At 73.6% G+C, this 24,209-nt stretch carries 19 protein-coding genes and 1 tRNA gene; 15 read left to right on the plus strand and 5 right to left on the minus strand.

Annotated features, from left to right (window positions below; all coding sequences use genetic code 11):
• Positions 1-10 precede the first annotated feature (10 nt).
• A complete protein-coding gene (locus ACXET9_RS10435; RefSeq protein WP_457886523.1) occupies positions 11-1,024 on the minus strand; it encodes an N-acetylglucosamine kinase in 1,014 nt (337 codons plus the stop codon).
• 133 nt (positions 1,025-1,157) lie between these two features.
• Between ACXET9_RS10435 and ACXET9_RS10440 the strand changes: the two genes are divergently transcribed.
• The gene (locus ACXET9_RS10440; RefSeq protein ID WP_457886524.1) at positions 1,158-2,777 is read left to right on the plus strand and encodes a glycoside hydrolase family 3 N-terminal domain-containing protein; all 1,620 of its coding nucleotides are present in this window, start codon (positions 1,158-1,160) and stop codon (positions 2,775-2,777) included.
• Between the two features lie 33 nt (positions 2,778-2,810).
• On the opposite strand, the gene ACXET9_RS10445 is transcribed toward ACXET9_RS10440, so the two are convergent.
• Positions 2,811-3,785, minus strand: a complete 975-nt coding sequence (locus tag ACXET9_RS10445) for an L-lactate dehydrogenase (protein ID WP_457886525.1) — start codon at positions 3,783-3,785, stop codon at positions 2,811-2,813.
• Between the two features lie 149 nt (positions 3,786-3,934).
• Between ACXET9_RS10445 and ACXET9_RS10450 the strand changes: the two genes are divergently transcribed.
• The 6 genes from ACXET9_RS10450 (at position 3,935) to ACXET9_RS10475 (ending at position 13,216) form a co-directional block, all read left to right on the plus strand.
• Positions 3,935-5,659 carry an ABC-F family ATP-binding cassette domain-containing protein gene (locus tag ACXET9_RS10450; protein ID WP_457886526.1) on the plus strand — a complete coding sequence of 575 codons (1,725 nt, stop codon included), beginning with the start codon at positions 3,935-3,937 and terminating at the stop codon, positions 5,657-5,659.
• A gap of 134 nt (positions 5,660-5,793) precedes the next feature.
• A complete protein-coding gene (locus tag ACXET9_RS10455) occupies positions 5,794-7,095 on the plus strand; it encodes a bifunctional o-acetylhomoserine/o-acetylserine sulfhydrylase (RefSeq protein WP_457886527.1) in 1,302 nt (433 codons plus the stop codon).
• Positions 7,096-7,301: 206 nt separating this feature from the next.
• Positions 7,302-8,006, plus strand: a complete 705-nt coding sequence (locus tag ACXET9_RS10460; RefSeq protein ID WP_457886528.1) for an HAD family hydrolase — start codon at positions 7,302-7,304, stop codon at positions 8,004-8,006.
• Positions 8,003-8,761 (plus strand): HAD family hydrolase, encoded by a 759-nt coding sequence (locus tag ACXET9_RS10465; protein ID WP_457886529.1) that lies wholly within the window; start codon positions 8,003-8,005, stop codon positions 8,759-8,761. Before ACXET9_RS10460 ends, ACXET9_RS10465 begins: the two co-directional genes overlap by 4 nt.
• 56 nt (positions 8,762-8,817) lie before the next feature.
• Entirely contained in the window at positions 8,818-10,737 is a 1,920-nt protein-coding gene (locus ACXET9_RS10470) for a thioredoxin-like domain-containing protein (protein WP_457886530.1), read from the plus strand.
• A gap of 37 nt (positions 10,738-10,774) precedes the next feature.
• Complete coding sequence (locus ACXET9_RS10475; protein ID WP_457886531.1) at positions 10,775-13,216, plus strand: pyrophosphatase; 2,442 nt, start codon at positions 10,775-10,777, stop codon at positions 13,214-13,216.
• Positions 13,217-13,311: 95 nt separating this feature from the next.
• On the opposite strand, the gene ACXET9_RS10480 is transcribed toward ACXET9_RS10475, so the two are convergent.
• Together ACXET9_RS10480 and ACXET9_RS10485 are read right to left on the minus strand one after the other, a co-directional pair.
• The gene (locus ACXET9_RS10480) at positions 13,312-13,905 is read right to left on the minus strand and encodes a TetR/AcrR family transcriptional regulator (RefSeq protein WP_457886532.1); all 594 of its coding nucleotides are present in this window, start codon (positions 13,903-13,905) and stop codon (positions 13,312-13,314) included.
• 83 nt (positions 13,906-13,988) lie between these two features.
• Positions 13,989-14,062, minus strand: a tRNA-Gly gene (locus tag ACXET9_RS10485).
• Positions 14,063-14,300: 238 nt separating this feature from the next.
• Between ACXET9_RS10485 and dcd the strand changes: the two genes are divergently transcribed.
• The gene (gene dcd / locus ACXET9_RS10490) at positions 14,301-14,897 is read left to right on the plus strand and encodes a dCTP deaminase (RefSeq protein WP_457886533.1); all 597 of its coding nucleotides are present in this window, start codon (positions 14,301-14,303) and stop codon (positions 14,895-14,897) included.
• Positions 14,894-15,715: a hypothetical protein gene (locus ACXET9_RS10495; RefSeq protein ID WP_457886534.1), complete on the plus strand. Its 822-nt coding sequence runs from the start codon at positions 14,894-14,896 to the stop codon at positions 15,713-15,715. The genes dcd and ACXET9_RS10495 overlap by 4 nt, the downstream gene beginning before the upstream one ends.
• A 148-nt stretch (positions 15,716-15,863) precedes the next feature.
• Here ACXET9_RS10495 and ACXET9_RS10500 read toward each other — a convergent pair whose 3' ends face one another.
• A complete protein-coding gene (locus ACXET9_RS10500) occupies positions 15,864-17,207 on the minus strand; it encodes an MFS transporter (RefSeq protein ID WP_457886535.1) in 1,344 nt (447 codons plus the stop codon).
• 98 nt (positions 17,208-17,305) lie between these two features.
• On the opposite strand from ACXET9_RS10500, the gene ACXET9_RS10505 reads away from it, so the two are divergent.
• Genes ACXET9_RS10505 through mnhG form a run of 6 tightly spaced genes read left to right on the plus strand, consistent with a single transcriptional unit; the run spans position 17,306 to position 24,185 of the window.
• Entirely contained in the window at positions 17,306-20,230 is a 2,925-nt protein-coding gene (locus ACXET9_RS10505) for a Na+/H+ antiporter subunit A (RefSeq protein WP_457886594.1), read from the plus strand.
• Positions 20,220-20,888 carry a Na(+)/H(+) antiporter subunit C gene (locus ACXET9_RS10510; RefSeq protein ID WP_457886536.1) on the plus strand — a complete coding sequence of 223 codons (669 nt, stop codon included), beginning with the start codon at positions 20,220-20,222 and terminating at the stop codon, positions 20,886-20,888. Before ACXET9_RS10505 ends, ACXET9_RS10510 begins: the two co-directional genes overlap by 11 nt.
• Before the next feature lie 3 nt (positions 20,889-20,891).
• Positions 20,892-22,448: a Na+/H+ antiporter subunit D gene (locus ACXET9_RS10515; RefSeq protein WP_457886537.1), complete on the plus strand. Its 1,557-nt coding sequence runs from the start codon at positions 20,892-20,894 to the stop codon at positions 22,446-22,448.
• Positions 22,445-22,987, plus strand: coding sequence for a Na+/H+ antiporter subunit E (locus ACXET9_RS10520; RefSeq protein ID WP_457886538.1), 543 nt, complete (start codon positions 22,445-22,447; stop codon positions 22,985-22,987). Before ACXET9_RS10515 ends, ACXET9_RS10520 begins: the two co-directional genes overlap by 4 nt.
• On the plus strand, positions 22,984-23,586 hold the full coding sequence (locus ACXET9_RS10525; RefSeq protein ID WP_457886539.1) for a monovalent cation/H+ antiporter complex subunit F: 603 nt from the start codon (positions 22,984-22,986) through the stop codon (positions 23,584-23,586). Before ACXET9_RS10520 ends, ACXET9_RS10525 begins: the two co-directional genes overlap by 4 nt.
• Entirely contained in the window at positions 23,583-24,185 is a 603-nt protein-coding gene (mnhG, locus tag ACXET9_RS10530; protein ID WP_457886540.1) for a monovalent cation/H(+) antiporter subunit G, read from the plus strand. The genes ACXET9_RS10525 and mnhG overlap by 4 nt, the downstream gene beginning before the upstream one ends.
• The last annotated feature ends 24 nt before the right edge of the window (positions 24,186-24,209 follow it).

Here is a 24,209-nt window from a genome sequence, read left to right on the forward strand (position 1 = left end):
GACGACCGCCTCAGCCGGCGGACGCGGCGCGCTCGCGGGCGAGCCGGACAGCGCCGGGCAGGCCCGTGAGGACCTCGCGATGCTCGCGCCCGTCGGCGTCGAGTCCGGTGATCAGCTCGTCGTGGATCGGTCCGGGCGTCGCCAGCACCGAGCCCGCGAGCACGACAGGCAGACCGCACTGCGGATCCATGGAGCGGACGGTGTCGGCGAAGTGCCGCATCACCTTGTCGAGGATGGCGCGGGCGGCCGGGTCCTCGGGGACCTCGCCGGGCAGCGGGGCGAAGCGCCCCAGCACCGACGGATCGCGGCCGGGATCGAGGGCGGCGATCGCGCGCACGAGGTCGTCGCGCACCTCCCCGGTGGGGGAGGGCGGCAGCACGCCGTCGCGCAGGTCCAGGCCGAGGAGATCGCCGACGCTCTCGGTGAGGCGGGTGCGACGGCCGCGGCCGTCGAGGTCGGCGGCGACGGCCTGGATCGTGCGGCGCCCGATCCAGACGGCCGAGCCGATGTCGCCGAGCAGCCAGCCCATCCCGTCGCGGCGCTCGCGCGGGCGACGCTCCTCGAAGCGCACGGCGACGGTGCCCGATCCGGCCCGCAGCAGGATGCCGCTGTCGCCGACGCCGCCGGCGAGGAAGGCCGGCAGCAGGTCGTCGCCCACATGGACGTGCTCGAGGTCGACGACGACCTCGCCGTGGGGACCGAAGCAGGCGAGCTCCCGGCGGGCGATCTCGAGGGCGTCCTCGAGCTCGGTGCGGGCCAGGCCGTGGACGTCGAGGGAGACGGCGGCGATCCTCACCGGCGCCTCGGGGCGGGCGCCGGCGTCGAGGACGGCGGACCGGGCCGCGGCGAGCAGGGTCTCCAGGGACCGCAGCCCATGGGATCCGGCGGGGGCGCCGGGCCCGTGCGCGTCGAGCACCGGCGTCGGATCGCCGTCGCGCCGCGCCAGCTGGATGCGGCTGCGGGTGGTGCCCATGATGGCCGCGAGCACGAGCGGCTCCGCGGGGATGGTGGCTGCGGGTCCCATGGTTCTCCTGATCCCTCCGACTCGGATGCGCTGAGCCTATTCTGACGGGGATCCCGCCCGAGGGGACGCGCTCCGACGGCACGGTCCGGCCGGCGCCGGATCCTCGTCCCCGGACGCCGACGGAGGTGCCTGCATGACCGCCAGCCCGACCCCGGGACTCCCGCCGTCGCCCCTGCCGGAGAGCCCCGCGCCCCTGACCGAGGGCCCGGAGACCGAGGGCCCGGACCCCGACGTCCTCGCCCTGCTGCTGCTCGAGCTCGGAGCGCGCCCGGCCCCCGCGCCGCTCGCGCCGTCCGCGACGTCGCCGCTCACGGCACCGCTCGCGCCCGCGCGGCCCGTCGGCCTCACCCGCGCCGAGGAGGATGCGCTGCTGGCCGGTCCCGGGGCCGTGCTGCTGGCTCCGTCCGTCGGCCCGGGGACAGGCTCCGGTGCAGGACCGGGGGCGGACCGGGACGGGGCGGGTCCGACGGTCGCGGAGATCCGCGCGCTGGCGCCCGACGTGCTCGTCGTCGCCCCGGCCGACGGCGGAGCCGATGCCGCGGAGGTCCTCGACGGGGGCTGCGCCCCGAGCGCGGCCGCGATCGGCGCGGTCGACGACGTCGACGCGACCCGCGCCCTGGGGGACGCCCTCGGCGACGTCCTCGCCGCAGCGGGCGTCGAGCTGCTGCTGGGACCCGTCCTCGACGTGGCCGCCGGACCCGAGCCGGCGGTGTCGGTCCGCTCCTTCGGCGAGGACCCCGACCTCGTCGCCCGCCATGCGCGGGCCCTCGCCGGCGGCATCCGCGACGCGGGCGTCGCGGTCTGCGGACTGCACCTGCCGGGGATCGGCGCGCTCCCGGAGCGTCCCGACTCCCCGGTCCCCGCGATCGGGCTGCGCCGCGACCTGCTCGAGGCCTCGGCGCTGGTGCCGTGGGAGCTCACGCCCTGGCTCGACGCCGTCATGACCGCGCCGGTCGCGGCGCCCGCGCTCGGCGAGGGGCTGGCCTCGCTCGAGCCGTGGTCCGCGGAGCTGCTGGACGAACTCGGGCACGGCGCCTACCGGGGCCTCGTGATCTCCGGGGACCTCGCCCGCTCGGCGGCCCTGCTCGCCGGCGGGCCCCCGCCGCCCGCGGCGCTCGGCGCGGCGGCGGCGCGGGCGATCCGCGCGGGCGCCCACCTGATCGCCGTCGGCGGGGCATCATCGCTGGTCGCCGTGCACAACGCGATCGTCGCGGAGATCGACGCCGGGCGGCTCGACGGCGCCCTCGTGCACGAGCGCGCCGAGGAGACGCGAGGGCGGATCGAGGCGCTGCGAGCCCGTCGGCGCTGGCTGCCGACGCCGGAGGCGGCACCGGCGCTCACGGTCCTCGCCCACCGCGGGGCGATCCTCGCGCGGCGGGCGGTGCGTCCCCGGCAGGCGGCGCTGGATCTGCGGCCGACGGCGATCCTCGACCTCCGCGACGGCGACGAGGGCCGCGACGCGATCGCCGCGCTCGCCGGGGCGCTGCGCGAGCAGGGGATCCGCACCGACTCCCACGGCTACGCGCACGACGCCCTCCGCGCCGAGCAGCTGCTGCTGATCACCCGGCGGGGCCGCGCCTCGGCGCTCGAGACGGCCCGGCTGCAGGAGATCGGCCGCAGCCGCCGCGACGGGATCCTCGTGCACACGGGGACGGCATCGACCGCACCGGAGGCCGAGCGCCTGGTGCTGGCGCGCGGCTCCGGCGCGGCGGCGATGCGAGCGGTCGTCGCGGCGCTGCGCGAGTCCCGCTAGGCGAGTCCCGCTGGGCGGGCCCCGGTGAGGGACTCAGATCCCGAGGTCCCGCTGGACCGCGTGGAGCGCGTCGGCGGAGGCGTGCAGACGGGCGTGCTCGTCGTCGTCCATGTGGACGTTCAGGGTGCGCTGCACGCCGCCGCGGCCGACGACCGAGGGGACGCTCATGGCGACCCCGCCCACGCCGTGGTAGTCCGTCAGGGGCGCCGACACCGGCAGCACGGCGCGCTCGTCGCGCAGGACCGCCTCGGCGATGCGCGCGGCGGAGACGCCGATGGCGAGGTTCGTCGCACCCTTGCCCTCGATGACCTCGTAGGCGGCGCGCGAGACCTCGTGGCCGAGCTGGTGGAGGTCCTCGAGGGTCAGTGCGGGGGAGCCGTCCTCGTCCGGCCACTCGAGGATCGGGACCTGCCCGATGTTGGCCGAGGACCACAGGCCGAACTCGCTGTCGCCGTGCTCGCCGACGATCGACGCATGGATCGACTGCGGGGCCACGCCGAGCCTCTGCGCGAGGCGCCAGCGCAGGCGCGAGGAGTCCAGCACCGTGCCGGAGGAGAACACCTGGCCGTGGGGGAGGCCCGAGATCTGCTGGGCGGCGACGGTGAGGACATCGCACGGGTTCGTGACCAGCACGTAGACGGCGTCGGGCGCCTGCTCGAGCAGCTGCGGGAGCAGCGAGCGCAGGATGTTCACGTTCGTGCCCGCGAGGTCGAGGCGGGTCTGGCCGGGCTTCTGGGCGGCGCCCGCGGTGACCACGACGACGTCGGATCCCGCGACGCAGGAGATGTCGTCGCCGCCGATGATCTCGGCCTCGCCGGCGAGCGGGGAGCCGTGCGCGAGGTCGAGCACCTCGGCGCGCACCTTCTCCTTCTTGATGTCGTAGAGGGCGATCGTGCGGGCGCTGCCGCGCAGCAGGGCGGCGTAGGCGACGGAGGCGCCGACGGCGCCGGCGCCGATCACGGAGAGCTTCGGGGACGGGTGGGACGGCACGGTGTTCTGTGAGCTCATGCGGCTCAGTGTCCTGCACGACCGGCACGAATGCACCCCTCGTCGGCAAATCGCTCGACCCCTGGGACGCGAGGGCGTACGGTCCTTCCCATGCTCCTGTGACCAGCCCGCCGCGCACCATGCCGTCCCCGTGCTCCAGGAGCTGCTCCATGCCCTCATCACCCTCGTCCCCGTCCGCCGTGGACGGATCCGTCCACCTCCGGGCCGACGGGATCTCCTTCTCCTACCCCGACCGTCGGGTCCTCACCGACATCGGCCTCGTCGTCCCCGGCGGCCGCCCCACCGGCCTGCTCGGCGAGAACGGCTCGGGGAAGTCCACGCTCCTGCGGATCCTCGCCGGCCGACTCGCGCCCGACGCCGGGACGCTCGAGGTCCCCGGTCCCGTCGGCCTGCTCCGCCAGGAGCTGCCCTTCGCACCCACGGCGCGCCTCGCCGACGTCGTCGACGACGCGCTGGAGCGCTCGCGCCGGCTCGAGCGCGCGCTCGCCGAAGCGGGGGAGGCCCTCGCTGAGGAGGGGGAGGCCCTCGCTGAGGAGGGGGAGGCCCTCGCCGGGGAGGGGGAGGCGCCCGCCGGCGCCGCACCGCTCACCCCCGCGCAGGCGGCCGTCCGCTTCGACGCGCTGCTCGCGGAGGCGACCCTCGCCGACGTCTGGAACGCGGCGACCCGCGCCGAGGAGGTCCTCGCGGGCCTCGGCCTCGCCGACGTGCCGCGCGAGCGGCGCCTCGGCGAGGTCTCCGGCGGCCAGCGCGGGCGCCTCGCCCTCGCGCACCTGCTGATCGCGCGTCCGACGACGCTGCTGCTCGACGAGCCCACCAACCATCTCGACGACGCCGCCGCGGACTTCCTCGCCCGGCTGCTGGGCGAGCATCCGGGGCCCGTGCTCGTGGCCAGCCATGACCGTGCCTTCCTCGATGAGGCGACCCGTGCGCAGCTCGACCTCGACCCCGTCCCCACCCCGCTGGACCGGGAGCCCGGCGGCCTCGCCGCCTATTCCGGCACCTTCACCGACTACCTGCATGCGCGGCTCGACGCCCGCGAGCGCTGGGAGCGGCGCTTCCGCGATGAGCAGGAGGAGCTGAAGCGGCTCGAGACGCAGGTGCGCGAGAGCCGAAGCGTCGGCCATGAGGGCCGAGGCCCCCGCACCGAGGCCCGTGCGTCGAAGAAGTTCTACGCGGACCGCAACGCCGTCGTGGTCTCGCGCCGGGTCCGCGACGCCGAGCGCCGCCTCGAGGACCTGCGGGCCGCGCAGATCCGCAGGCCCCCGGCGGAGCTGCACTTCACCGGCATGCCCGCCGGCCGTGCGCCCTCCCGCGGCGACGTGCTCGTCGCGATCGCCGACGCCTCCGTCGACGACCGCCTCGGACCGACCTCCCTGATCGTCGCCGCCGGGGAGAAGGTGCTGATCACCGGTCCGAACGGGGCGGGGAAGTCGACGCTGCTGGCTCTCGCGGCCGGCCTGCTCGCGCCCGACGGCGGATCCGTGTCCGTCGCCCGCGACCGCGGCCTGCTCGCCCAGGACGAGGAGATCGACCCCGAGCAGACGCTCCGCGCGACCCTCGGCGGCAGCGGCATTGGCATCGGCGATGGTCCCGCGCCCGACCTCATGGGCCTCATCCACCCGCGCGAGCTGGACCGCCGGGTCGGGGAGCTCTCCCGCGGGCAGCAGCGGCGCGTCGCGCTCGCCGCCCTGCTGCGTCGGCCGCCCGCGCTGCTCCTGCTGGACGAGCCGACGAACCATCTCAGCCTCGACCTCGCGACCCGCCTCGAGCGCGCCCTCGAGGAGTGGGAGGGGACCGTCGTGATCGCCTCCCATGACCGCTGGCTGCGCCGTCGCTGGAGCGGCCGACGGCTCGATCTGCCCGGTCCGGCCTGAGCCTGCCATGAGTCCTGCTTGGGGTCGCCATGAGCAGCGCTTGGGGATGGGGCGGGGCCGCCGGCGACGGTCGGCGGCTGTTCATCCTTCGGCATCCGCTTGCCGACCAGCCCCTTCTGGCTCACAGTGAGGTCATGTCAGACACTGCTCCCCTGCATTTCGAGACCCTCGCCATCCACGCCGGCCAGGAGCCCGACCCGACCACCGGATCGCGCGCGCTGCCGATCCACCAGACGACCAGCTTCGTGTTCCCGAACGCCCAGTCCGCCGCGGACCGCTTCGCGCTCGCCGAGCTCGGCCCGATCTACACGCGCCTGAACAACCCGACCACCGAGGTCGTCGAGAACCGGATCGCGGCCCTCGAGGGCGGCGTCGCGGCCCTCATGGTCGCCTCCGGCCAGAGCGCGATCACGCTGTCGATCCTCAACGTCGCGCAGGCCGGAGACTCGATCGTCCTGTCGCCCTCGCTCTACGGCGGCAGCTACAACCTGTTCAAGAACACCCTGTCTAAGTTGGGCATCGAGCCGCTGTGGGTCGAGGACCCCGACTCGCTGGACTCCTGGCGAGCGGCCGTGAAGCCCAACACCAAGGCCTTCTTCGCGGAGACCATCCCCAACCCCCGCCAGGACGTGCTCGACATCGAGGGCGTCTCCGCGGTCGCCCACGAGGCCGGCGTCCCGCTGATCGTCGACAACACGATCGCCTCCCCGTACCTGCTGCGCCCGCTCGAGCACGGGGCCGACGTCGTCGTGCACTCCGCCACCAAGTTCCTCGGCGGCCACGGCACCTCCATCGGCGGCGTCATCGTCGACGGCGGCCGCTTCGACTTCGGGGCCGACCCCGAGAAGTTCCCCCTGTTCAACGAGCCCGACCCCTCGTACCACGGTCTCGTCTACAGCCAGATCGCCCCGGCGCTTCCGCCGTACGCGATCCGCGCCCGCGTTGCCCTGCTGCGCGACCTCGGCCCGGCGATCTCCCCGCTGAACGCCTTCCTCATCGCGCAGGGCATCGAGACCCTCCACCTGCGCATGGAGCGCCACATCGAGAACACGGCGAAGGTCGCCGCGTACCTCGAGGGCAAGCCGGGCGTGACGACGGTGTCCTACGCGGGCCTGGAGTCCTCGCCGTACTACGACCGCGTGCAGAAGTACCTGCCGCGCGGTGCGGGCTCGGTCCTCGGCTTCGTCCTCGAGGGCGGCCGCGAGGCCGGCATCGCCTTCGTCGACGCGCTCGAGCTGCACTCGAACGTGGCGAACGTGGGCGACGTGCGCAGCCTCGTCATCCACCCGGCCTCGACCACCCACTCGCAGCTCTCCGAGGAGGAGCAGCGCGTCGCGGGCGTCGAGCCCGGCTTCGTGCGCCTCTCCGTGGGCCTCGAGCACATCGACGACATCCTCGCCGACCTCGACCGCGGCTTCGCCGCCGTCGCCGGCTGACCCGCCGGTCGACTGCCCGGCTGACGCGCCGATCGACTGCCCAGCTGACGCGCCGGTCGACCGCTCGGCTGGTCCGACGCCGCCCTGCTGCTCCCTCGCGGCAGGGCGGCGTCGTGCTGCCGGACGGCGGACCGTCGGGCGCCGCCGACCCGCGGCGCCGCCGGTGGCTCCCGCTCCGCCGCGGCACTGGATACGCTGGGGCGACCATGAGCATCGAGATCTCGCCCCTGCCCCCGTCCCCCCTCGATCTGTGGCCGCCGGCATGGACCCCGTCGGCGGTCGTCTTCGACTGCGACGGCCTGCTGGTGGACACCGAGGCGCGCTGGGTCGAGCTGCAGGACGCCTACCTGGAGCGCCATGGCGCTCGCCTGGACGAGGCCACCCGCCGCTCGATCACCGGCCGTGCGGCCGAGGTCGTCGTGGAGGTCATCGGCGAGGCCGTCGGCAAGCATCCGCTGACCGTGCGCGATGATCTGCTGGCCGCCTTCCGCGAGGGCTACGAGGAGGATCCGGTGCCGATGCCCGGCGCCGTGGAGACGCTGCGCGCGATCGCCGCGAAGCGCCCCGTCGCGGTCGCCTCCAACTCCCCGCGCGAGATGCTCGACGAGAAGCTCGCGACCCTCGGCGTCGCCGACCTCGTCGACGCGACGATCGCGGTCGAGGACGTCCTCGCCCCGAAGCCCGCGCCGGACATGTACCTCGCCGGTGCCCGCGCCCTCGGCGCGGACCCGGCGGACTGCCTCGGCTTCGAGGACTCCGAGACCGGCGCCCAGGCGGCGCTCGGGGCGGGCCTGCAGCTGATCGTCGTGCCCTCGGTGCCCGGGCAGTCGCCCCGCGCGCCGCGGGTGCTGGCCTCCCTCGAGGACCCGCAGCTCGCCGCCTGGATCGCCGGCTGGGAGAGCACCCGATGACCGGCGGGACCCGCGCGACGGCCCCGGTCGTCCCCGCGCGCTTCGCCGCGGTCTTCGGGGACTGGACCCCCACCGCGGTCGTCTTCGACTGCGACGGTCTGCTGCTCGACACCGAGAGCGTCTGGCAGCGGGCGCAGGACGCCGTCGTCGGCCGCGTCGGCGCGCAGCTGGAGGAGTCGGACGACGCCCTCCTCCACGGCGCCACGATCGAGGACGCCGCCCGCATCATCGCCGCCCGCGTCCCCGACGCCCCGGCCGCATCGGATACGGCGGACGCGGCGGATGACAGCGCGGGCTCCCTCGAGGAGCGGGTCCTCGCCGACCTGCGCACGGCCTTCGACGCGGAGCTCGGCGACGGCATGCGCACGATGCCCGGCGCCCTCGCCGTGGTGCGCGCCGCCGCCGCCCGGCGCCCGATCGGCTGCGCCTCGAACTCGTGGCTCGAGTCCCTCGACGAGAAGCTCGTCGCCGGCGGGCTGCGCGAGCACTTCACGGTGCTCGAGGCCTCCGACACCGTCGCGCGCCCGAAGCCGGCCCCGGACATGTACGCGGCGGCGGCCCGGGCGCTCGGCGCCGAGCCCGGTGACGCGCTGGCCCTCGAGGACTCCGGCACCGGGGCGCAGGCGGCGCGCTCCGCGGGCCTGCGGCTGCTGGTGGTCCCGGCGCCCGGGGCCGCTGGTCCGGCGCCCGAGGGGGACCTCGTGCTCGGCAGCCTCGAGGACCCCGATCTGCTGGAGTGGATCGCCACCTGGTGAGACGGCGTGAGGCCGACAAGTGGCATGACACAGGTTCGCGGTGTTCACTGGACCCCATGACCACTTCGGCCGACGCCTCGCAGCCCTTGCCCGCCCGCGCCCACGGATCCGCGCTCCGCGGACGCGGCTGGCTGAACACCGGAGGCGTGGACCTCGCCCTCGAGGACCTCCGCGGCAAGATCGTCCTGCTGGACTTCTGGACCTTCTGCTGCGTCAACTGCCTGCACGTCCTCGACGAGCTGCGGCCCCTCGAGGCGAAGTGGGCCGATGAGCTCGTCGTCATCGGCGTCCACTCCCCGAAGTTCGAGTTCGAGAAGGACCCCGAGGCGCTCGCCGCGAACATCGCCCGCTACGAGGTCGAGCATCCGGTGATCGACGATCCCGAGCTGCAGACCTGGAGCGAGTACGGCGCCCGCGCCTGGCCGACGCTGATGGTGCTGGACAGCCACGGCCGCATCGCCGGGAACCTCTCCGGCGAGGGGCATGCGGCGAACCTCGACGCCCTGATCGGCCGCCTCGTCGCCGAGGCCGAGGCCGACGGCTCCCTGCGCCGCGGGCCCGCCCCGACGGTGCTCGCCGAGAAGGTGCCCCAGACCCTCCGCTTCCCCTCGAAGCTCACGACCCTCGACGACGGCCGCCTCGTCGTCTCCGACGCCGGCCAGCACCGCCTGGTCGTCTTCGAGGCCGACGGCACGACGGTCGACGAGGTCATCGGCGAGGGTCGTCGCGGCCACGGCGACGGCGAGGGGCAGGAGGCGACCTTCGCCGAGCCCAACGGCGTGCTCGCGCTGCCCGCCGAGGTCGCCGAGAAGGTCGGCTACGACCTGCTGGTCGCCGACACCGCCAACCACCTCCTGCGCGGTGTCGTCGTCGGCCGCGACCGCCTGCTGCGCTCCCGCAGCGCGAGCACCGTCACGACGGTCGCGGGCACGGGCGCCCAGTGGATGCAGGGCGAGCCGCTGCCCCGAGGGGAGGGCGACCCGCTCTCCTTCTCCCTGTCGACCCCGTGGGACCTGACCTGGTCGCATGCGCTGGACCGGGCCGTGATCACCATGGCCGGCATCCACCAGATCTGGACCTTCGATCCCGCCACCGGGGCGCTGATGGTCCTCGCGGGCACCACCCAGGAGGGCCTCGTCGACGGGCCCGTCGTCACCTCCTGGTGGGCGCAGCCCTCGGGTGTCGACGAGCTGGCCGACGGCCGCATCGTCGTCGCCGACTCCGAGAGCTCCGCGGTGCGCGTGATCGACCCGCAGACCATGCAGGTCTCGACGCTCGTCGGCCAGGGGCTGTTCGACTTCGGGCACGTGGACGGACCGGCCGAGGTCGCCCGCCTCCAGCACCCGCTCGGCGTGACCGCCCTGCCCGACGGCCGGATCGCCGTCGCCGACACCTACAACGGCGCCATCCGCCTCCTCGACGAGCACGGCGCCGCCGACGGCACCGCGAGCGTCGTCACCGTCGCGACCGACCTCGACGAGCCCTCCGCGGCCGTCGTCGGCCCCCCGATCGACGGGATCGGCCAGCTGGTCGTCATCGAGTCCGGGCGCCACCGGGTCACCTGGGTGCCGGTCGCGAAGGCGGCCGAGCGGGCCATCGACCACGGCGCCCAGCGCTCCGAGCGGCCCGTCACCGAGATCGGCCCCGGCCCGCTGACCCTGCGCGTGCTGTTCACCCCGCCGGAGGGCCACAAGCTCGACGACACCCTCGGCCCGTCCACGCAGGTGACCGTCTCCACCACCCCGCAGACGATGATCACCGCGGGGGAGGGCGTCGGCACCGCGCTCGAGCGCACGATCGAGCTGGACCCCGCCTACGAGGAGGGCGTGCTGCACGTCAGCGCCCGCGCCGCCTCCTGCGACGCCGACCCGGCGATCGAGTTCCCCGCCTGCCACATGCACCAGCAGGACTGGGGCGTGCCCTTCCGGATCGTCGAGGGCGGTCCGACCGAGCTCGACCTCTCGCTGCTCGCCTGAGCGCCGCCGTCCGACCGTTCCCGACGAAAGCTGATCCGTGGATCTGATCACCGACTTCCCTCTCGGCGACGACATCGCCGTCACCCTCCTGGTCCTGGCCGCGCTGTCGATCGCCGCGCTCGTCGTGGGCGCGATCGTGCCGGTCCGGCTGCGCCGCGACCAGGACAGCCCGGAGCTCGACGCCGACCTCGGCCGGGCCCTGGGGAGGCAGCTCGCCTCCGCGGGATCGCTCGCGCTGTGGATCGGCATCCCCGCGCTCGCCCTGCTGTACCTGGTGCCGGGGAGCACCGACACCCGCATCCTGCGGTCGGCCTTCATGCTCACCGGCCTGCTGCTCGGCCTGGTCGCCGGCTGGCGCGGCCTCGCCGCCCAGCTCGCCGCGCTCGCGGTGCCGGCGGAGCGCCGGCTCGCGCTCGTGCCGCGGCTCGGCGCGATGCTGACGACGGGGGCGCTCGCCCTCGGCATCCTGCCGGTCGCGCTCGCGCTGTGGTTCCTGCAGGAGGGCGCGGCCTCGCCCCTGATCGGCCTCGCCGCGGGCGCGGCGATCTCCGCGCTCGCGCTGCGCGCCTGCGCCGTGCCGATGGATGCCGCCGCCGCGGCCTCCGCGGTGCTCGTGGGAGCCGACGAGAACGAGCTCGAGGTCGACGCCGAGAAGAACCTCGGCGCCGAGCACCTGCGCGCCGCCCGCGTCTTCCGCCGCGGCGCCGTGCAGGCCGCCGAGCTCACCGCCCTCGTGCTCGCGCTCGCGGGCGTCGGCATCCTGCTGGGCGTCGCCGTGCTCGCCGGCGAGGGCATCCTCGTGGTGCTGCTGGGCCTCGGCGTGGCGATGCTCGCCGCCGCGGTCGTGGCGCTCGTGCCGCATGCGCGCCGGGCGCCCGCCCCGGGGGAGGACGACGAGGACGACCTCGACGGCATGGACCCCGTCGGCTCGCCCCTGCGCCTGACCCTCGGCGGCCTCGTGCCGGCCGTGCTCGGCGGCATCGGCATGATCGTCGCGGCCGCCCTCTGGCTGCCCTCCGCGTACCAGGACCTCCGCTTCGCGCAGGTCGGCATGGACACCTTCACCGACACCGCGATCGTCGGCGACACGCCGACCGCCCGCGCGGACCTCGAGGAGCAGATCCTCAGCGCCATCACCGACATGTCGCAGTGGACGACCGTCACCGACGACTCGCGCGACGCCGGCGCCTTCCTCGACGTGCTCGCGCTGTACTCGGTGTCCCCGGCGACGGTCGCGTCCTCCGCCCTCGGGCTCGGCGTCCTCGCCGCCCTCGCGGCGGTGCTGCTGCTGGGCCGCACGGGCGACCGCCGCGGCACCGCGGTCCTGCGCGCCGCGCGCACGAGCCGCACCGGCGGCGCCCTCGGCACGGCCTCCGCGCTCGGCTCGGGCGCGCTGATCGCCGCGGGCGGCATCGGCCTCGTCGTGCTGATCGCGGGCGTGATCGGCGTGCTCAGCGCCGGCGTCCCCGCGCTCGCCCTCGCCCTGCTCGCCTATGCGGGCCTCGGCGCGCTCGTCGTGGTCGTGTCCTTCTCGGCCTCGCTGCTGGCGCCGGCGCTGCTCGAGCGCCCCGGCGTCGACCCCGAGGACCGTGCGGCCGGGGCCGGCTCGGCCGTCGGACCGCAGGTCGCGATGCTGCTGGCCGCACTCCTCGCGGGCCTCGCCGCCCTCGGGCCGATCGTCACCGCGATGCAGGTCGCGGACCGCGCCGCGACCGTGTGGGAGGAGCGCGCGCTGCACGCGCTGACCTCGCAGTCGGTCACGCTGATCGCGGGCGCCGGCCTCGGCGCGGTGACGCTGCTGCTGGTGACGGCCTCGCTGCTCGAGGCGTCCCGCCGGGCCGGGGCGCTCGCGGTCGTCGAGACGCGCGCGGCGCTCCTCGAGAAGCGCTCCACGGCGATCCTCGACGAGGTGCGCGACGGCATCCGCCGCGCCGCCCTGCCCGCTCTCGTGATCGTGGTCCTGATGCCGCTGGTCGCGGGCTTCGGCCTCGGCCCCTCGGCGCTGCCCGGCTATGTGCTGGGGCTGCTGGTCCCCGCGGCCGGCTGGGGCCTGTGGACGATCGCCTCGGCGGTGCTGATGAAGTCGTCCTCCGATGCGATCGGCGACGGCCGCTACGGCGGCCCCGGCTCCTGGGGCCACTCCGGCGCCCTCGGCGGAGCGGTCCTCACGGGCGTGCTGCGCTCGGTCCTCGGCTCGCTCGCGCTGCCGACGATCCTGGTCACGGCGCTGGTCTCGGCCCTCGCGGTGTCCTCGGCGACCTCGGTGGTCACCGGCGGGGTGACCTTCTACCTGCGCTGGGGCGTCGCCCTGCTCGCCCTGATCCTCATGCTCGTGTGCTGGGTGAGCGCGACGACCGCCCCCGAGGTCGACCTCGAGGACGGCGTCGAGGAGACCTCCCGCCCGCTGTTCGCGAAGGACGACGAGTCCGAGCGCACCACCATCGACGCGATGAACTGGGAGTCCGACGGCAGGCGCTGAGCGGGCATGAGCCCGTCGTCGGCCGACGGGCGCATGCGCGAGGGGGCCCGACCGCAGCAGCGGTCGGGCCCCCTCGTCGATGCGGGAGCGGTCCCTCAGGCGGGCTCGGAGGGGCCCGGCAGGGCGCCGAGGCCGCGCAGCACGAAGGCCTCGAGCGCCGTCTGCGAGTAGCGGCGGGCCGTGGGGCCGACGACGAGGCCGTTGATCACGCGGACCGTCGCGTCGACGTCGAGATCGGCCGTGAAGTCGCCGGAGGCGACGCCGTCGCGCAGGATCGTGCGCAGGACGTCCTCGATGATCATGACGTGCTCGCGCATGCGGGCGGCGTTCTCGGGGGAGAGCGGCCCGGACGTGGAGGCCTGCGGCATGTGGAAGGAGACGCTGAGCTCGAGCTGCGTGCGGATGTACTGCAGCACGCCCTCGCGCGGCGAGGGGGCGTCGCCGATGCCGGCGGTGAGCTGCGAGATGTAGCTCGCGGTCTCGTGCATCGCGTACTCGACCAGGAGCGTGTCCTTGTCGGGGAAGTGGTTGTACATCGCGGTGCGGCCCACGCCCGCGGCGACGGCGATCGCCGAGAACGTGACCGCGTCGAAGTCCTTGGACTCGAGCAGCTCGGTGAGGGCCCCGAAGATCTTGTCGCGAGTGCGTTCGCGATGCTCTTCGAGCGACCCTCCGATGATCTTGGGCATGTGCGGGCTCCGGCGTCGGTCCTGTCCGGGCGGAACTGCCCGAGTGTGCAAGGAACCGCAGGTCATAGACCTGCGGTTCCCGGTGGAGCGGGTGACGGGAATCGAACCCGCGCTGTCAGCTTGGGAAGCTGAAGTTCTACCATTGAACTACACCCGCGCGTGCCGTCCGGTCGGCTCCGCGGGGATCCGCGGGCGTCGGGATGGACGACGGGAAGCATACCGCGTCCCAGGCCGGGGAGCGAATCGGGTGTCACGGCCCACGTCCTGCGACCGCATCCCGCCGCCGGAGGGGATGCCTCGCGCACGCCTGCGCGCGCGATCCCGGACGGCGGCGCAGGCGTCCGCGGAACCGGTTCCCGGGCGTCGGCACAGGCTTCGGACGATAGGCTGGACTGGTGCTGCTGAGCGATCGTGATATCCGGACCGAGCTCGAGGCCGGGCGTGTGCGCCTGGAGCCCTTCGACGAGCAGATGATCCAGCCTGCCTCGGTGGATGTGCGCATCGACCGCTTCTTCCGGCTGTTCGACAACCACAAGTACGCCATGATCGACCCCTCGCAGGAGCAGGCCGATCTGACCCGCCTGGTCGAGGTCGATCCGGGGGAGCCGTACATGCTGCATCCGGGCGAGTTCGTGCTCGCGTCGACCTACGAGCAGGTCACTCTGCCGGACGACGTCGCCGCGCGCCTCGAGGGCAAGAGCTCCCTGGGGCGGCTGGGTCTGCTGACGCATTCGACGGCGGGCTTCATCGACCCGGGCTTCGAGGGCCACATCACCCTCGAGCTGTCGAACATGGCGACCCTTCCGGTCGCGCTCTGGCCCGGCATGAAGATCGGCCAGCTGTGCTTCTTCCGACTGTCCTCCCCGGCGGAGGCGCCCTACGGGAGCGAGGGCAACCTCAACCGCTACCGTGGTCAGCGGGGCCCCACGGCCTCCCGCTCCCATCTGAACTTCCATCGCACCCTCATTCCTGTGGAGGACGTGGACCATTGAGCATCCAGAACGGACACTCGGGCGAGATCGCCGTCCACCGGCTGCAGCTTCCCCGCGACACCCAGCGCTCCGATGTGCTGACGATGCTGCGCAACGTGCTGCCGCAGGCCGAGACCGACGCCGACGGCGCCATCGCCCTGGGCGACGGCGCCCGCCTCGTCCCCGACGCGACGCCGCGCGGCTCCGGCCGCTGGTCGATCGAGGTCGTGCGCGAGCGCGAGGACCCGGCGCCCCCGGGGTCCGACGACTCCCACGGCTACGCCCGCGCCTTCCCCGACGGCCTGCCCTTCGGCGATGAGCGCCTCGTGCTCGACCTCGCCTGGTCGCTCGCCCGCCGCCTCAACGGCGCCGTCGTGACCGACTCGGGCGTGCGCCTCGAGCCGCATCCCTTCCACGTCCGGGACCTCACGGTCGTGAGCCCCTATGCGCTGGCCCCGGAGTCCCTCGCCGAGCTGATCGCCCCGCTCGAGCCGGAGGCGACGCTCGACGAGGCCCCGTCGGAGGTCGCGCGCTCCGGCTACAGCGTGACGATCCCGCTCGAGGACGGCAGCGAGATCTCGCTGCGGGTGAGCCGTGCCGGACACCATCCGGCGCTCACGGCCCTGCCGTGGGTGGACACGGCGGTCGACTACGACCTCGCCCACTTCCCGCTCGACGAGGAGGAGGACGAGATGGAGCGGCCCGACACGGACACCTCCGAGCGCTGGGCGAACGCCTACCGTCGCGTCGGCCTCCTCGCCGGGCTCCTGGTGGAGGCCGTCGGCGGCTACGTCATCGACCTCGAGGGCTATCTCGTGGACCCGGCCGACCTCGTCTGACCCGTCGGCCGCGCCCCGCGCCTCGGCCCCGCGGAGACGACGACGCCCCGAGCTCATGCTCGGGGCGTCGTCGTCTCTCTCGCCGGAGCGGAGCAGGGGCGGATGCAGGGGCGGATGCGGGGGATGCGGGGACGAGGGGCGGCGCGCCTCAGGCGCCGACGGGGCGCGAGCTGCGGCCGGCGGCGCCCAGCTTGATGGGCAGGAAGGCCAGCAGGCCGAGGCCGATCACCAGGACGATCCCGAGGATGCCGGTGCGGGTGTCGGAGAACAGCCACACCGTGAGGGCGAAGGCCGCGGTGCCGAGGAATCCGAGGGCGCGTCCGGTGGTCGCGTAGAGGCCGAAGTTCTCGGTCTCGCGGCCCGGCTGCGACAGCCGCGTGAGGAGGTTCCTCGAGGCGGACTGCACGGGGCCGACGAACAGGCAGATCGCCAGTCCCGCGACCCAGAACACGGCGACCGACGAGAACGCCAGGACCACGAGCCCGAGCACGACGATCCCCAGGCATCCGACGATGATCACGGGCCGGGGCCCGAAGCGGTCGTCGAAGCGGCCGCCGGCGAAGACGCCGAAGCCCGCCACGAGGTTCGCCGCGATGCCGAAGACGATGATCTCCACGGTGGAGAACCCGTAGGCGTTGGCGGCGAGCACGCCGGCGATCGAGAAGACCGCGCCGAGGCCGTCGCGGTAGATCGCGGAGGCCACGAGGTACTGCAGCATGACGGGCTCCTCGCGCACCGCCCTCACCACGCGGCGGACGATCTGCGCGTACCCCTGCCAGGGGTTCCAGCGCTCCGCGGGGGCGGAGGCGGGATGCTGCGGGGCGCGGAGCATGAGCGGGAGGGTGCCCACGAGGATCCACAGGGCGACGAACAGCGGGATCGCGCGGTAGTTCCAGCCGTCGTCGCCGGTGATGCCGAGGAGGCCGGTGCCGGGCATGACGAACAGGACCAGCACGAGGCCGAGGCACACGATGGAGCCCCAGTAGCCGACGGCCCAGGCGGTGCCCGAGACGCGGCCGCGGTCCTCGGGGGTGGAGATCTCCGGGAGCACGGAGTTGACGAAGACCCCGGCGAGCTCGGAGCAGACGAGGGCGACCGCGATGAGGATCGCGCCGAGCTGCAGGTAGTCGGAGTCGAGGCGGACGGCGGGCATGAGGGCGATCGCGGCGACGGTCGCGAGGGTGAATATCCGCAGCAGGGCGTTGCGGGCGCCGCCGCGGTCGGCGAGGTTGCCGAGCAGGGGAGCGGTCAGGGCGATGATCACCGCGCCGACGGACTGCCAGGTCGTGAGCACCTGGGAGCCGTGGTCCTGCGCGGCCTTGATCGCCTCGTCGCCGACGGCGCCCTCGGCGGCGACGGCGCTCGCGACATAGGTCGCGAAGACGAAGGTGAGGATGACGGAGCTGAAGGCGGACATTCCGCCGTCCCAGAGGGCGAACGCACGGACGGCGCGCCGCGGGCGGGATTCCCGGAGGTCCGCAGAAGAGGCCATGAGCACACTCTATGCATCGGCGTCCTTTCGGCCCGTTCGGCCCATAGAATGGTCGAGGCCCCTTTCCCCCGGTGTTGGACGGAGACCGCGTGTATTCGATGCTCCTCGCCCATCTCGTCGCCGCCCTCGTGGCGCCGGTGCTGGTGAGGAAGCTCGGCAGGAACGCGTTCTACCCGCTGGCGGCCGTCCCGGGAGCGTCGGCCGTGTGGCTGGCCCTGCAGGGCCCCGTGGGCCTCGCCGAGGCGCCGATGGAGCGCTCCGTCCCCTGGATCCCCGAGTTCGGCATCGAGCTCGCCTTCCGCCTGGACACCCTCGGCTGGGTGATGGCGCTGATCGCGACCGCGATCGGGGCCGTCGTGCTCGCCTACTGCGCCCGCTACTTCAAGGACACCGAGCCCGGTCTCGGCCGCTTCGCCGCGGTGCTGACGGCCTTCGCCGGCGCGATGGTCGGCCTCGTGATGTCCGACGACGTGATGATGCTCTACACCTTCTGGGAGCTCACCACCGTCTTCTCCTACCTCCTGATCGGCCATTACCCGGACAAGCAGTCCTCCCGCCGAGCGGCGATGAACGCGCTGATCTCGACGACCGCGGGCGGCCTGGCGATGCTCGTCGGCCTGCTGATGCTCGCCCACGGCGCCGGCTCCATGCGGCTGTCGGAGATCGTGACCTCCCCGATCTGGGTCGAGGCCTCTCCGGTGACGATCACCGCGGCGCTGCTCGTGCTCGCGGGCGCCGTCACGAAGTCGGCGCTGGTGCCCTCGCACTTCTGGCTGCCGGGAGCGATGGCCGCGCCGACGCCCGTCTCCGCGTACCTGCACGCGGCGGCGATGGTGAAGGCCGGCGTCTACCTGATCCTGCGCCTGGCCCCGGGCATCGCGCACGTCGAGGCGATCTCGATCGTGCTCGCGGTGCTCGGCGCGGCCACCATGATCCTCGGCGGCTGGCGCGCCCTGCGGCAGACGGACATCAAGCTGCTCCTCGCCTACGGCACCGTCTCCCAGCTGGGCTTCCTCAGCGCCGTGGCGGGCCTCGCGACGACGGACGCGATGCTCGCGGCGCTCGCGATGCTCATCGCGCACTCGCTGTTCAAGGCGCCGCTGTTCATGGTCGTCGGCATCATCGACAAGAAGTTCGGCACCCGCGACCTGCGGGTCCTCTCGGGCGTGGCCCGCGTCGCGCCCGCCGTCGCGATCATCGGCACCGTCGCCGCCGCCTCGATGGCGGCCGTGCCCCCGCTGCTGGGCTTCGTCGCCAAGGAGGCGATCTACTCCGCGCTCTGGTACGAGGGCGGCTGGCACCGGTCCCTGCTGATCGCGCTCGTCACCGGCTCCGTGCTGACGGTCGCGTACTCGTGGCGCTTCGTGGACGGCGCCTTCGGTCGCGCCCCGGGCGCCCCGCAGGTCGAGAAGCCCGAGATCCCGCTCCTGTTCTGGCTCCCGCCCGCGGCGATCGCCGCGCTCTGCCTCGTCCTGCCCGCGGCGGCCGGCCCCCTCGAGGACCTCCTCGCGGGCTTCGCCGCGACCGTCCCGGACACCGGCTCGCATGCGCACCTCGCGGTCGTCCCGCACCTGGGCGTGCCGCTGCTCGCCTCCGCCGTCACCCTCGGCACCGGCGCGGTGCTGTGCGTGCTCGCGCGCCCGTTCGCGCGCCTGCAGCGGGCCGTGTCCCCGCAGACCTGGGCGGGGGATCGCGGCCAGGAGTGGTGGGACGCGGAGCGCATGTTCCGTCGGACGATGCGCGCCGTCGACACGGTCGCCGTGGCGATCACGCCGCTGTTCCAGCGGGGCTCCCTGCCGTACACCCTGGGCACGATGCTCGTGGTGATGATGGGCCTGACGATCCCCGTGGCGCTCACCATGGCGCCGCTGCCGGACAACCTCGTGCTCTTCCATCAGCCCGTCGAGCTCCTGGTCCTGCCCGTGGCGGCGCTCGCGGCGATCGGCGCGGCCCGCTCCCGCCGCCGCCTCCGCGCCGTGTTCCTGATCAGCGTGACCGGCTATGCGGTCGCCCTCCTGTTCCTCTTCGCGGGCGCGCCCGACGTCGCCACCACGCAGGTCCTCGTCGAGACCGCGATGACCGTCGTGCTGGTGCTCGTGCTGCGGCGCCTGCCCATCCACTTCTCCCGGCGCCCGCTGCGGATCGGCGCGCTCGTGCGCTGGGGCATCGCGATCGGCACCGCGGTCACGCTGTGCGGGGCGGCGCTGTTCGCGGCCGACGCCCGCACCGAGGCCCCGCTCGGCCCCGAGCTGATCGAGGCGGCCTACGAGATCGGCGGCGGGCACAACACCGTCAACGTCGCGCTCGTCGACGCCCGCGTCTGGGACACCATGGGCGAGATCTCGGTGCTCCTCGTGGTCGCCACCGGCGTCGCCTCGCTGATCTTCGTGACCCGTCGCGAGCAGGGCATCTCCCGCGTCCGCGATCTCGACCACCGCACCCCGATCTGGCGCCGCCGCAACGTCGACGACCTCCCGCGGAACGTGCTCAGCTTCGACGTCCGCGACGACGACGTGCAGGGCGCGAACCGCTGGCGCACCTGGCTCTCCGCCGGGCTGACCCTCGCGCCCGAGCGCCGCATGGTGATCCTCGAGGTGCTCACCCGCATCGCCTTCCCGGTGATGATGATGTTCTCGGTGTACTTGCTGATGGCGGGCCACAACCTGCCCGGCGGCGGCTTCGCCGGCGGCCTCGTCGCGGGCCTGGCTCTCGCGCTGCGGTACCTGGCCGGCGGCCGCTACGAGCTGACCGAGGCGGCGCCGGTGCAGGCGGGCCTCGTGCTCGGCGCCGGGCTGTTCATCGCCGTCGGCGCGGGCGTGCTGCCGCTGCTGTTCGGCGGCACCGTCTTCTCCACCGCGACGCCGGTGGTCGAGGTGCCGCTGCTCGGCGAGCTGCACTTCCCCAGCGCCATGCTCTTCGACACCGGCGTCTACCTCGTCGTCGTCGGCCTCGTGCTGGACCTCCTGCGCACCCTCGGGGCCCAGATCGACCAGCAGCAGGAGGCGGAGTCCGATGTCCGTTAGCCTGACCCTCCTGCTCACCGCGGGGATCCTCATCGCCTGCGGCGTCTACCTCGTGCTCGAGCGCACCCTGACCCGCGTCGTGCTGGGCTTCGTGCTGCTGGGCAACGGCGTGAACGTGCTGTTCATCGTCGCCGCCGGGAAGCCCGGGATACCGCCCTTCGAGGGCACCGGGGACGTGGCCGACATGACCGACCCGCTGCCCTTCGCGATGGTCCTCACCGCGATCGTGATCTCCCTGGGCGTGACCGCCTTCGGCATGGCGCTTGCGTACCGCGCCTGGCAGATGTTCGGACATGACGAGGTGCCCGACGACGTCGAGGACCGGCGCGTCCTGCGTCGCTCCCGTCGTCGGATGGGCGAGGACGTGGAGCAGGTGCCCTGGTCGCAGGCGCTCTCGGAGGAGAACCGGCGCGGTGCGCTGATGCGCTCCCAGGGCGTCGCCGCCCACGACGACCCGCTGGGCTCGGACCTCTCCGGCGCCGAGGACGCCCCCCAGGACCCGACCGAGGCCGACGAGGGCGAGGCCGGGCTCCCGTCCGGCACCTGGTGGGCCGAAGGGCACGGCGGCGACGCGGCGGGTCTCGCCGCCGCCCCCGGCACCGGCCCCGCGACGGATGCCGACCACGATCATCACGACGCCCCGGGGAAGGAGGACTGAGAGATGGAGCTCCTGCTCGCCCTCCCGGTGATGCTCCCGCTCGGGGGCGCCGCCGCCGCGCTGCTGCTGCGCCACCATCCGCGCGTCCAGCTGTGGCTGACGATCCTGACCCTGGTCGCGATCCTGACGGTCGCCGTCACCCTCGGGCTGCGCGTGCCCGATGCGGGCGTGCTGGTGCTGCAGATCGGCAACTGGACCCCGCAGCTCGGCATCGTGCTGGTCGCCGACCGGCTGACCGCGCTGATGCTCGTGATCTCCGCGACCGTCACGCTCGCCGTGCTCGTCTACTCGAGCGCGCAGACCGTCTCGGAGCATTCCGAGGGCACCCCGGTGGCGATCTACCATCCGACCTACCTGGCGCTGGTCGCGGGCGTGTCGATGGCGTTCCTCGCGGGCGACCTGTTCAACCTGTACGTCGGCTTCGAGGTGCTGCTGGCGGCGAGCTACGTCCTGCTGACCCTCGGGGGCTCGGCCAGCCGCGTGCGCGCGGCGACGACCTACGTCATCGTCTCGCTGCTGTCCTCGGTGATCTTCCTGGCGGGCATCGCCGCGGCGTACTCGGCGACCGGCACGGTCAACATGGCCGAGCTCGCCGTGCGCCTCGACGGCGTGCAGGAGGGCACGCGGATGGTGATCGAGCTGCTGCTGCTCATGGCCTTCGCGATCAAGGCCGCGATCTTCCCGCTGAGCGCCTGGCTGCCGGACTCGTACCCGACGGCGCCCGCGCCCGTCACCGCCGTCTTCGCGGGGCTGCTCACCAAGGTCGGCATCTACGCGATCCTGCGCCTGGAGACGCTGCTGTTCCCGGCCTCGCAGCTGAACGTGCTGCTGCTGGCCGCGGCGGCGCTGAGCCTGATCATCGGCATCTTCGGTGCCGTCGCGCAGACGGACCTCAAGAGGGTCCTGTCCTTCACCCTGGTCTCCCATATGGGCTTCATGCTGTTCGGCATCGGCATGAGCACCCGCCTCGGCATGGCCGCGACGATCTACTACGTCGCCCACCACATCACCGTGCAGTCCACGCTGTTCCTCGCGGCCGGTCTGATCGAGCATCGCGGCGGATCCACGAACCTCGCGCGCCTGGGCGGCCTGGCGAAGGTCGCGCCGGTCGTGGCGATCCTGTTCTTCGTCCCGGCGATGAACCTCTCGGGCATCCCGCCGTTCTCGGGCTTCATCGGGAAGGTGGGGCTGATCGAGGCCGGCATCGCCTACGACGACGTGTGGGGCTGGATCCTCATCGCGATCAGCGTCATCACGAGCCTGCTGACGCTGTACGCGATCGCGAAGATCTGGAACCGTGCCTTCTGGCAGGGGCCCTCGGAGGGCGAGCTCCCCCGGGAGCAGCCCGTCCCGAGGATCATGACGGGGGCGACCGCGGCGCTCGTCGGCTTCTCGATCGTCCTGACGCTCGCGGCCGGACCGCTCATGTCGTACGCCGACCAGGCGGCCGTCTCGGTCCTCGAGCGGACCCCCTATGTCGACGCCGTCCTCGGGCCGGACGCGGCGGACCAGCTCGTGTACCGGATCGACGACGAGGGGGAGAAGGTGGTGGACCCGTGAGGCTGAGCCGCAGGATCTCCGGCATCCGGAGCAGCTGGGTGTGGCTGCTCGGATCGGTCGCCTTCTGGTGCCTGCTCTGGGGCGGCATCGATCTGAAGAACGTGCTCGGCGGCCTCGCCGTCACCGTGCTCGTGTTCGTGCTGTTCCCGATGCCGCCGATGGGCCACGAGCTGACGGTGCGGCCGGTGCGCTTCACGCTGTTCGTGCTGCGCTTCATCGCCGACCTCATCGCCTCGGCCCTGCAGGTCGGCTGGTACGCGATCCGCCCGGCGCCGCAGCCGCCGAGCTCGGTGATCGCCGTGCAGATGGCCTCCCGCTCCGACTTCTTCCTGACCTTCACGGGCGTGCTGTCCACGCTGATCCCCGGATCCGTGGTGGTGGAGGCGCAGCGCGCGACCGGCACCCTGTTCCTGCACGTCATCGGTGCAGGCACGGAGGCGGAGGTCGAGAAGGCGCGGCATCGGGTGCGCGAGCAGGAGAAGCGGCTGCTGTGGGCCGTCGGCCGCCGCGAGGTGCTGGAGGAGGCGGGGCTGCGATGACGCCCTTCGAGATCATGCTGGTGATCTACGGCGGCGTGCTGTCGGCGACGGCGCTCATCGTCGTCTTCCGGATGATCGTCGGACCGACGATCCTCGACCGCGCCATCTCCACGGACATGCTCGTCGTGCTCGTGGTGATCGGCATGGCCCTCTACACCGCGAGCGCGAAGGCGGCCTGGGCGGGACCGTCGATGCTCGGCCTGACAGGGCTCGCGTTCATCGGCACCGTCGCCTTCGCCCGCTTCGTCGCCCGCGAGGACATCGGCGCCCGCACCGCGCGGCGCGGCGGCGAGAGCACCGCGACCGGCGCGTTCGTCGCGATCGACCCCGACCGCTACGACCACACCGCGGGGCCGCAGCACGTGGACGACCCGGTGCTCTGGGCCGCGGAGGATCCGCAGGGCGAGCCCGCCGACGGATCCGACGGATCCGATGGGGCCGACGGGTCCGACGGGGCTGGCTGGTCCGACGAGTCCGATGATTCCGACGAGTCCGGCTTCGGTGCGGATCCGTCCGTCGGTCGCGGCTTCAGCCCGGCCTCGCCCCATGAGCCCGGGTCCGACGAGCCCGGGTCCGATGAGCAGGAGGACTTCCGATGAGCGCCGTCGAGATCGTCGCGTCGGTCCTGATCGGGATGGGCATGATCCTCGCGGTGGTCGCCGCGATCGGGCTGAACCGCTTCGACAACGTCCTCATGCGCATGCATGCGACGTCGAAGCCGCAGACCCTCGGCCTTCTGCTGGTCTTCGCCGGGGTCTCGCTGGCGGTGGGATCGTGGTCGCTCGCGGGCCTGCTCCTGGTGGTGCTGCTCGCGCAGATGCTGACGGTGCCGGTGGCGAGCACGATGGTCGGCCGCGCCTCCTTCCGTCGCGGCTTCGTGCGCGGCGGCGAGTATGCGGTCGACGAGCTCAGCCCGCGCCTGGCCGAGGACGGCGGCGACGACGACGATGACGAGGACGGCTTCGTCGACGAGTCCGACGACGACTTCGAGGGCCTCACGCACCACGACGAGGACCGCTTCCCGGAGAACGTCGTCACCAGCGCCGACACCGCCGACGCGGTCACCGATCGCAACTGGGACGAGCCCGAGGCGGGCAGCGACGACGGCGACGACGAAGAGGACTCGATCGACGTCGACCTCGACGACGAGACCGAGCTCGAGGCCGAGGAGGTCGCCGAGCGCGACCCCCGTCCCTGAGGCGGCCCCGGCGGACCCCGCCCC

Source organism: Brachybacterium netajii (SeqCode) (genome assembly GCF_054114245.1).